Below are 8,245 nucleotides of genomic sequence, written 5' to 3' on the forward strand. Positions count from 1 at the left end.
GGTTCCATTTACTTACCCGGGAGAGAGTAAACCATACTCATTCCCCGTTTATGAGCCTTCGCCACTTAATCGGGTTACACAGCAATACGGACCGGGAGAGAGATGGCACAATTACAAAAAGGCAATAACTACAGAATACTTGACAAACGGGAGTAGTGCTCATGTTTGCGCTTATTACTATTCCATTAATATCCGGGATTCTATTCGTATTATGAAACGCAACAACTACGCAGCAGGTCAGCTTTATGTAACCAAGATATCGGACGAAGATAGAAAGAATATCACTTACGAATTTAAGGATAAACTGGGACAGGTGGTGCTGACCCGACAGATAGGAAGTAGTGGGAATCACGATACCTACTACGTGTATGACAGTTACGGCAATCTTCGTGCAGTTCTTCCACCTTTGGCGGCAGATAACCTGACGGCTGACACTGATTGGACACCATCAAACAGTTATCTGCAACAATATGCCTACCTGTACAAGTACGACGACCGCAATCGCTGTATTTCCAAGAAACTGCCCGGTTGCGACTGGATACATTACATCTACGACAAGGCTGACCAACTCATCTTTACGCAAGACGGAGAAATGCGCCTGAAAGGAGAGTGGATGTTTAGTATACCAGATGTGCATGGTAGAACAGTATTGACTGGTACTTGCGGTAATAGTTTGAACTACCTAAACAACCCATTGGGCAGTACGGTTGTAAAAGCAAGTTACAGCGGAACGAATAACAGCTACAAAGGCTATACAATAACCGGTATTACCCTTACGGGAACGATTAAAATGCTTACCGCCAATTACTATGATAACTACGATTTCCTTTCTCTTACGGGATACTCTTCGTTGGGATACACAACTCCCGAATCTGATTATGGCAGCCAATATCCTGATAGCAGTAAAGGATTACTCACGGGTACGTATGTAGCCGAAGTAAGTGGAGATGCAACAAACCTCTACACCGCGCTATATTATGATTATAGAGGGCGCTTGATACAATCTAAAGGTACTAACCATGTGGGCGGAACGGAGCATGAATACATCGGTTATAATTTTAGTGGACAGCCACTGAAGCGTAAACATGAACATACAGCTTCGGGGCGGAACGCAATTACCTTATGTTATGCCTATACATATGACCATGCCGGACGGATGACGGAAACAAAGCACAAAATGGATTCCAGAGTTGAACTCTCTATTGCTAAAAATACATACGATGAATTGGGGAGATTGAAAAAGTTGGTACGACATAATATGGATAACTCGTGGCTATCTGATAACTACATTTATAATGTTCGATCGTGGCTTACAAATATTATAAATCCAATTTTTGAAGAAGAATTGAATTATAGTTACAATGGTGATATTTCTTCTATATTATGGAATAATTGGTTTTATGATAGAAAATACTTCTATACCTATGATAATCTTTCTCAATTAAAACAGGCAAAGTATATCAGTGATGGTTATGATAATTATAGCACGTCATATAGCTACGATAAGCATGGCAACATGAAAACCTTAACTCGTTATGGCAGAATAGCTGCCGGTTCGGGTGCAAGTAGTTTTGGTCTTGTCGATGATTTAAGTATCACGCATACTGGTAATCAGTTACACTCGGTAGTAGAGAGGGCTGCTGATGTTCCGCTTGCCCAATCCAATGATTTTAAGAAATATTCTACAGTAACGCCTAATTATACCTACAACAAAAATGGAGCAATGACCAAAGATTTAAACAAAGGCTTGTCTGGTATTACATATAATTGTTTTTGAGCATCAACAGCATCGATAACCCAAAGTATAATTTCAGCTTGATCTATCTTTTGAAAGGTACGTTCAATACCATATTCTTCTTTAAGGATAGTTGCAAGTTCATTAACTTCTTTTACTGTCAAGTTAACTAATTGTTCTGCAAAAGCTTTCAAATCTGCATTCTCGCGCAAAGGATGCAAGAATTCCTTAGTTGTAGTATCATACGTAGGATTCATATTCTGGTTAGCTCCCAAATCGTACGCCNGACAATCCAATGGTTATGGGCTATAATACTTATACATATGCTGCCGATGGCAGGAAATTGAAAGTAGTTCATCGCTGGGACTCCAATCGTTGGGTTACCCCCATGATAGGTGAAGACCCTTTGGACCAGACGAAAACGACTGAGTATGTAGGTCCTATTGTCTATGAAAAAATAAATAACGCTAACCCTGTCCGTAAACGTGTTTTGTTTGATGGGGGGTATATTGATGAGCAAGGGCTATATACATATTTTTTAAGCGATCATTTGGGAAATGTACAGTTGGTACTTGACAGTGAAGAAAGACGAGTTCAATTTAACGATTATTATCCTTTTGGATTGCCATTTGCAGAATCTTATTCGACAATACAAGGAGCACAACCTTATAAATACAATGGCAAGGAACTGGATATGTTGCATGGGCTTAATTGGTATGATTATGGGAATAGAATGATGGCACCAGACTTGCCAATACTTACTACACCGGATAGATTTGCTGAGAAGTATTATTCAAAGAGCCCGTATGCGTATGTAGCAAATAATCCGGTAAAGTATGTGGATTTAAGAGGGGATAGTATAACTCTAGTTGGTACTAATGTACAAGAAACCATAATGGCAATATATAATGGATTGGAAAAAGGTACAAATATTACAATGAGATTTAACAATGGGGTGTTAGACCCGACATCAATATCAGACCAAGCTCAAAATACCACTGATTTTTTCTTAAAAGATCTTTATGAAATAGCAGTAAATCCTACTATGGTAGAATTGTCAACTTCCAACACCAATACATATAATAAGGATGGTAAAATAATAAACGAACCTTTTGGAGTTCCAACTGATGTTAATACAAGCGAATTTGGAGCTCAATACGAAGAATTGCTTAGATCGGTTGGAGAACCTCTAGGTAAATATATCAATGGAAACTTAGGGCAAACTTTGATCCCTGGAAATATTTCAATGTCAGGTAAAAAATCTACAAGCAATAATGTGCAGATAATTATTAATGGGAATGGGTCATTAAACCATAAAACAGTGGGGCTGTCCCATGAATTTGCACATGTCGTTTTATATCTAAGGGGTCTTCCTTATGGGCATACACAACCAGGGGTTGATAAATTTGTTTATGGGCGTGCTACACTAATGTCAAAAAGATTAGGTTATGATTTCTAGAGACCATATTGTGAGTTTATTGTTTTTTATAGTTCTGTGCTGTATCAGTTGTTCTATATCTAAATCGGGCAATAAGCCAATTATAGATATAGATGGGGATATTATTATTGCTAAAATAGAAACTGATAAGGTTGTTTATGTTAGGAAAGACGGTAAAAGAATAGAGGCATACACAAAAGGCATTGATTTTGTTGGAGGAAAAGAAGCCTTGAAAGCCTACCTTGATAGCACTTTTTACAATAATCCTAATTATTCTAATTATTCGGAGTTTAATTCGTTAGAGAGCTTTTTTGTTTTATTGGATGCGAACCTAAATATAAAAGAAGTTCGAATTATGAGTAGGGTTGAGGGAAATAGTAAAAGATATTACGATACTATTTTTATAGATGCTCTTAATAATACGCAAAACAGATGGCATAAAGAGGGTGTTAGAAAGAAGTGGTATTGTTTTTTTTATCGGCAAAGAGTATATTAGAATTCTAAAAACCACATCCATATGTTACCCAACAAAAGAATAATTAGTTGCGCAATCCTGTTACTTTTGTTTTCAGGAAGCGTGTGTACACAATCGCCTATAATAATAAAAGATGCAGTGCGCATAAATAACCAGGTTTGGACCCTCTAAAGTTTACATTGACAATCCAATGGTTATGGGCTATAATACTTATACATATGCTGCTGATGGCAGGAAATTGAAAGTCGTCCACCGCTGGGACTCTAATCGTTGGGTTACCCCCATGATAGGTGAAGACCCTTTGGACCAGACGAAAACGACTGAATATGTAGGTCCTATTGTCTATGAAAAAATAAATAACGCTAACCCTGTCCGTAAACGTGTTTTGTTTGATGGGGGTTATATTGATGAACAAGGGCTATATACATACTATTTAAGCGATCATTTGGGAAATGTACAGTTGGTACTTGACTGTGAAGAAAGACGAGTTCAGTTTAATGATTATTATCCTTTTGGATTGCCATTTGCAGAATCTCATTCGACAATACAAGGCGAACAGCCTTATAAATACAATGGTAAGGAACTGGATATGTTGCATGGACTGAATTGGTATGATTATGGGAATAGAATGATGGCACCAGACTTGCCAATACTTACTACACCGGATAGATTTGCGGAAAAGTATTACTCAAAGAGTCCGTATGTGTATGTGGCAAATAATCCGGTAAAGTATGTGGATGTTAATGGAGATAGTATTGCAATACTCAATTATGGAACTGGTACAGATCAGCATCTAGCTCTTTTAATTCAAAACAAAAATGGTAATTGGCAATACTATTCATTAAATGGCGATAAAATTTACAACAAGACAGGTGGTCTTTTAGGAGGAGGCCCAACAAATGATGTTGGCGATAGAGAGTTCAGTAGTCCTAAGGAGTTTATGAGTAGTTTGTTTAATACAGATACGGAGGATAAAGACAATTCGAATGGTTATGGCTTTAGTGAAGCATACGTACTCCCAACAACAACAGAACAAGATGAAACAGTAAGGGAAACTTTTATGTCAGCTGTTGATGATGGTTACAATTTATTTAACAATCAATGTTCTCAGGCTGTTCAAAAATCACTGAATGCTGCTGGTATAGAGACTCGTGAGGTGAATTTTGTATTTGATATTCAAACTAACGTTGGAAGGGTCCAAAAAACAAACCCTTATATCCCTAGTAATGCTTTTAAGGCAATCATTAAGAATAATCCAAATGGAACATACATAAAAGAATAAGGCATGAAAAAGACATATTATTTTTTATTTTTGGGGTGGTGGCTAATCCAAGGTTTAGCTTTGCTTTATTTTGAGTTATACATGTTAGGTGTCTCACTAGTAATAATAGTGTTATTCTCTTTTTTTTTCAAAAGAAGAGAATTGCTTCTATCCACTCACATCTTGTTAAGTCTATATTCGTTTTTTTCACTGCTTGCGATAAGTTTATTATTGCTTTTTACCCCTAAAATAGAGAAGAATCATATATACTATTTTTTAATACTTTTAGTACCAGTAATTAATATTACTATCTCAACTGTGGTTCCTTTGTTTTTCTTTAAATCAAAAAAGTAGGTCATAAAGGATACGTGCAATGACCAAAGATTTAAACAAAGGCTTGTCTGGTATTACATATAATTGTTTAAATTTACCCTCTAAAGTTTACATTGACAATCCAATGGTTATGGGCTATAATACTTATACATATGCTGCCGATGGCAGGAAATTGAAAGTCGTTCACCGCTGGGACTCTAATCGTTGGGTTACCCCCATGATAGGTGAAGACCCTTTGGACCAGACGAAAACGACTGAGTATGTAGGTCCTATTGTCTATGAAAAAATAAATAACGCTAACCCTGTTCGTAAACGTGTTTTGTTTGATGGGGGTTACATTGATGAGCAAGGGCTATATACATACTATTTAAGCGATCATTTGGGAAATGTACAGTTGGTACTTGACAGTGAAGAAAGACGAGTTCAGTTTAATGATTATTATCCTTTTGGATTGCCATTTGCAGAATCTTATTCGACAATACAAGGAGCCCAGCCTTATAAATACAATGGCAAGGAACTGGATATGTTGCATGGGCTGAATTGGTATGATTATGGTGCAAGGATGATGTCAATGGACTTGCCTCATACTCCGACACCAGATCCGTTGGCAGAAAGACATTACAATTGGTCACCGTATGTGTATTGTTTGAATAACCCGATTAAATATATAGATCCAGACGGGAAAAGAGAATGGCCTGTTAATGAAAAATATAATGGAAAAACAAGAAGACACGAAAACAATTATGGTGCCTCTAGATCAGGAAACAGGAAGCATAGTGGTGTTGATATAAACTTTGGTTCTGGGAGTGATGACTTAGGCGCTCCAGTACTGGCCACTCATGATGGTGAAGTCGTTCGCGTTGTAAAATACGCAGATGATAAAGACGGTGGAGGTAATAGGGTTAAAATCGCATATAAGAAAGAAGAAAAAGAGGTTGTTGCTACATATTATATGCATCTTGATGCTATTAGTGAAGGATTAAAGGTTGGCGATAAGGTTTCAGAAGGAGATCAAATTGGTACAATTGGTAGGTCAGGAAAGGGTAAGTCGAACGAATATACCCCTCATTTACATTATGAAATACATGAAAATGGGCAAAAAATAGATCCAGCAACTTCAAAGAGTGCACTGAAAGACCCACAAAAAAATGTTAATAACGCTTCCTCATCTTCCCTTAGTACAAAAGAACAATGGAAAGAAATCAAAAGGCTTTGGAAAGAGATAAAAGAAATATTCAGTTCAACTAAAACCGATTAAAAAAGTGTGTTATGATTAAATGTTTTTTATTATGTGTATATCTGTTATTAGTAGGGTGTAATAAACCTAAAAATGTGTTTGTACATAATGACCCCCTTAAAGAAGTCATGGCTAAAAAACAGGAAATTAAAGATGAGCAGATAATTATAGAGAAAGATACTTTAGTTGAAAAATTTCATCTGTATTATAAATTTATAAATTTAGATGATAGTGCTATCAAAAAAAAAGGAACACTCTATAACGACGAAGAAGTTTTGTTAGAATACAGTAATAGGATGATAAAGATTAGATTGGAATTTGAAGGAAAATTAATCTTTTCCAAAACAATACGGAAAGAGGATTTTTCATCAATTATCCCCCCAAAAGAAATTCAAAGGTATCAGTTATGGAACTTTGATGTAGAGAATGCCACAGATGAAAACATTATTTTTTCTTTTAATGTCTGCATTCCTGATACAGATGATTGTTATTCGATTTTATATATTGTTGATAGAACCGGAGATACAGAAATGCATGAGGAAATAGTAGAATGGGAAGATTGATGTGCCTAAAGGCTCTATAGTTAGTACTAAAAACAAGGTATAAAGTCAGAAAAGATAGAACATATTTATGATGGAACACCAGCAGGCAAATGGGGGGATATGGGATTTAAGAATTCGATAACCGGATATTATGCACAATACTATCCCAAAAGAATCCCTCCGCGTTTTTTTATATACACATCCAACACGGGACGAATAAAATTCTAAAAACCACATCCATATGTTACCCAACAAAAGAATAATTAGTTGCGCAATCCTGTTACTTTTGTTTTCAGGAAGCGTGTGTGCACAGTCGCCTATAATAATAAAAGATGCAGTGCGCATAAATAACCAGATTTGGATGAGTAAGAATCTGGATGTAACAACATTCCAAAATGGAGATACCATTTTGCACGCTCCATCTCTTGAAGCGTGGGTTACAGCGGGGAAGAATGGTATCCCGGCGTGGTGTTACTACAATAACAACATAGAGATAGGTAAGCAAGCCGGTGTTATTTACAACTGGTATGCCGTAACAGACAAGCGTGGGCTTGCTCCTAATGGGTGGAGAGTTCCAACAGCAAAGGATATTATTATACTGCTAGATTCCATTGGAACCGATTGGCGTGGAATGGCTAAACTGGCGAGCAAGGATTGGACTAGATTGGGTGGAAAGGATGTATATGGGTTTAAAGCAGAACCAACAGGTATGCGATATGCTAATGGTAGCACAATAATAACCAATGACACCTTGATTTATAACCCCCGAACTCACTTCTTGGGGTTTGGCAGTGGCGTAGGTTATTGGACAACAAGCCTGTTTAAGTGGGATTTAAATACAGGATGTGGATTCCTCTTAAATTTGGAACCTTATGCTTATGTTTTTGGACTTGAAAAAGAAGATGGTTTGTATGTGAGATGCATTTTAGAAGATTTCAATGAATCAAGAACTAAGTCTCACGATGATAAAGAATACAAGAGTAGGTTTATAGATCCTTGAACCAAGGTATAGAGTATTTAAACAATACTATCCAAACAAAAAACCACATCCATATGTTACCCAACAAAAGAATAATTAGTTGCGCAATCCTGTTACTTTTGTTTTCAGGGAGCGTGTGTGCACAATCGCCTATAATAATAAAAGATGCAGTGCGCATAAATAACCAGATTTGGATGAGTAAGAATCTGGATGTAACAACATTCCAAAATGGAGATACCATTTTG

At 36.8% G+C, this 8,245-nt stretch carries 6 protein-coding genes and 2 pseudogenes; 7 read left to right on the forward strand and 1 reads right to left on the reverse strand.

All coding sequences use genetic code 11. From position 1 onward, the window contains the following. Positions 1-1,777, forward strand: a pseudogene (locus D0T50_RS10075) (RHS repeat-associated core domain-containing protein); the annotation flags it as partial. A 62-nt stretch (positions 1,778-1,839) separates the two neighbouring features. On the opposite strand, the pseudogene D0T50_RS13885 reads toward D0T50_RS10075, so the two are convergent. After that, positions 1,840-1,992 (reverse strand): annotated as a pseudogene (locus D0T50_RS13885) (hypothetical protein); the annotation flags it as partial. Between the two features lie 44 nt (positions 1,993-2,036). Between D0T50_RS13885 and D0T50_RS10085 the strand changes: the two are divergent. From D0T50_RS10085 to D0T50_RS10110, 6 genes are all read left to right on the forward strand, one after another. Beyond that, positions 2,037-3,194, forward strand: a complete 1,158-nt coding sequence (locus D0T50_RS10085; RefSeq protein ID WP_163223410.1) for an RHS repeat domain-containing protein — start codon at positions 2,037-2,039, stop codon at positions 3,192-3,194. Beyond that, positions 3,184-3,669: a hypothetical protein gene (locus D0T50_RS10090; protein WP_163223411.1), complete on the forward strand. Its 486-nt coding sequence runs from the start codon at positions 3,184-3,186 to the stop codon at positions 3,667-3,669. The genes D0T50_RS10085 and D0T50_RS10090 overlap by 11 nt, the downstream gene beginning before the upstream one ends. 175 nt (positions 3,670-3,844) lie before the next feature. Then, a complete protein-coding gene (locus D0T50_RS10095) occupies positions 3,845-4,930 on the forward strand; it encodes an RHS repeat domain-containing protein (protein WP_163223412.1) in 1,086 nt (361 codons plus the stop codon). Positions 4,931-5,282: 352 nt separating this feature from the next. Further along, positions 5,283-6,500 carry a peptidoglycan DD-metalloendopeptidase family protein gene (locus tag D0T50_RS10100; protein ID WP_163223413.1) on the forward strand — a complete coding sequence of 406 codons (1,218 nt, stop codon included), beginning with the start codon at positions 5,283-5,285 and terminating at the stop codon, positions 6,498-6,500. Positions 6,501-6,511: 11 nt separating this feature from the next. Then, positions 6,512-7,042, forward strand: coding sequence for a DUF4738 domain-containing protein (locus D0T50_RS10105; protein ID WP_163223414.1), 531 nt, complete (start codon positions 6,512-6,514; stop codon positions 7,040-7,042). 220 nt (positions 7,043-7,262) lie between these two features. Further along, a complete protein-coding gene (locus D0T50_RS10110) occupies positions 7,263-8,021 on the forward strand; it encodes a fibrobacter succinogenes major paralogous domain-containing protein (RefSeq protein ID WP_255490086.1) in 759 nt (252 codons plus the stop codon). Positions 8,022-8,245: the final 224 nt, after the last annotated feature.

The organism is Bacteroides sp. 214 (genome assembly GCF_010501015.1).
Taxonomy (GTDB): domain Bacteria; phylum Bacteroidota; class Bacteroidia; order Bacteroidales; family Bacteroidaceae; genus Bacteroides.

What these genes read in the sequence shown, in the direction of transcription:
- D0T50_RS10105 (WP_163223414.1), top strand. Translation starts at nt 6,512, where the DNA reads ATGATTAAATGTTTTTTATTATGTGTATATCTGTTATTAGTAGGGTGT.
- D0T50_RS10095 (WP_163223412.1), top strand. Translation starts at nt 3,845, where the DNA reads ATGGGCTATAATACTTATACATATGCTGCTGATGGCAGGAAATTGAAA.
- D0T50_RS10085 (WP_163223410.1), top strand. Translation starts at nt 2,037, where the DNA reads ATGGGCTATAATACTTATACATATGCTGCCGATGGCAGGAAATTGAAA.
- D0T50_RS10100 (WP_163223413.1), top strand. Translation starts at nt 5,283, where the DNA reads ATGACCAAAGATTTAAACAAAGGCTTGTCTGGTATTACATATAATTGT.
- D0T50_RS10110 (WP_255490086.1), top strand. Translation starts at nt 7,263, where the DNA reads ATGTTACCCAACAAAAGAATAATTAGTTGCGCAATCCTGTTACTTTTG.
- D0T50_RS10090 (WP_163223411.1), top strand. Translation starts at nt 3,184, where the DNA reads ATGATTTCTAGAGACCATATTGTGAGTTTATTGTTTTTTATAGTTCTG.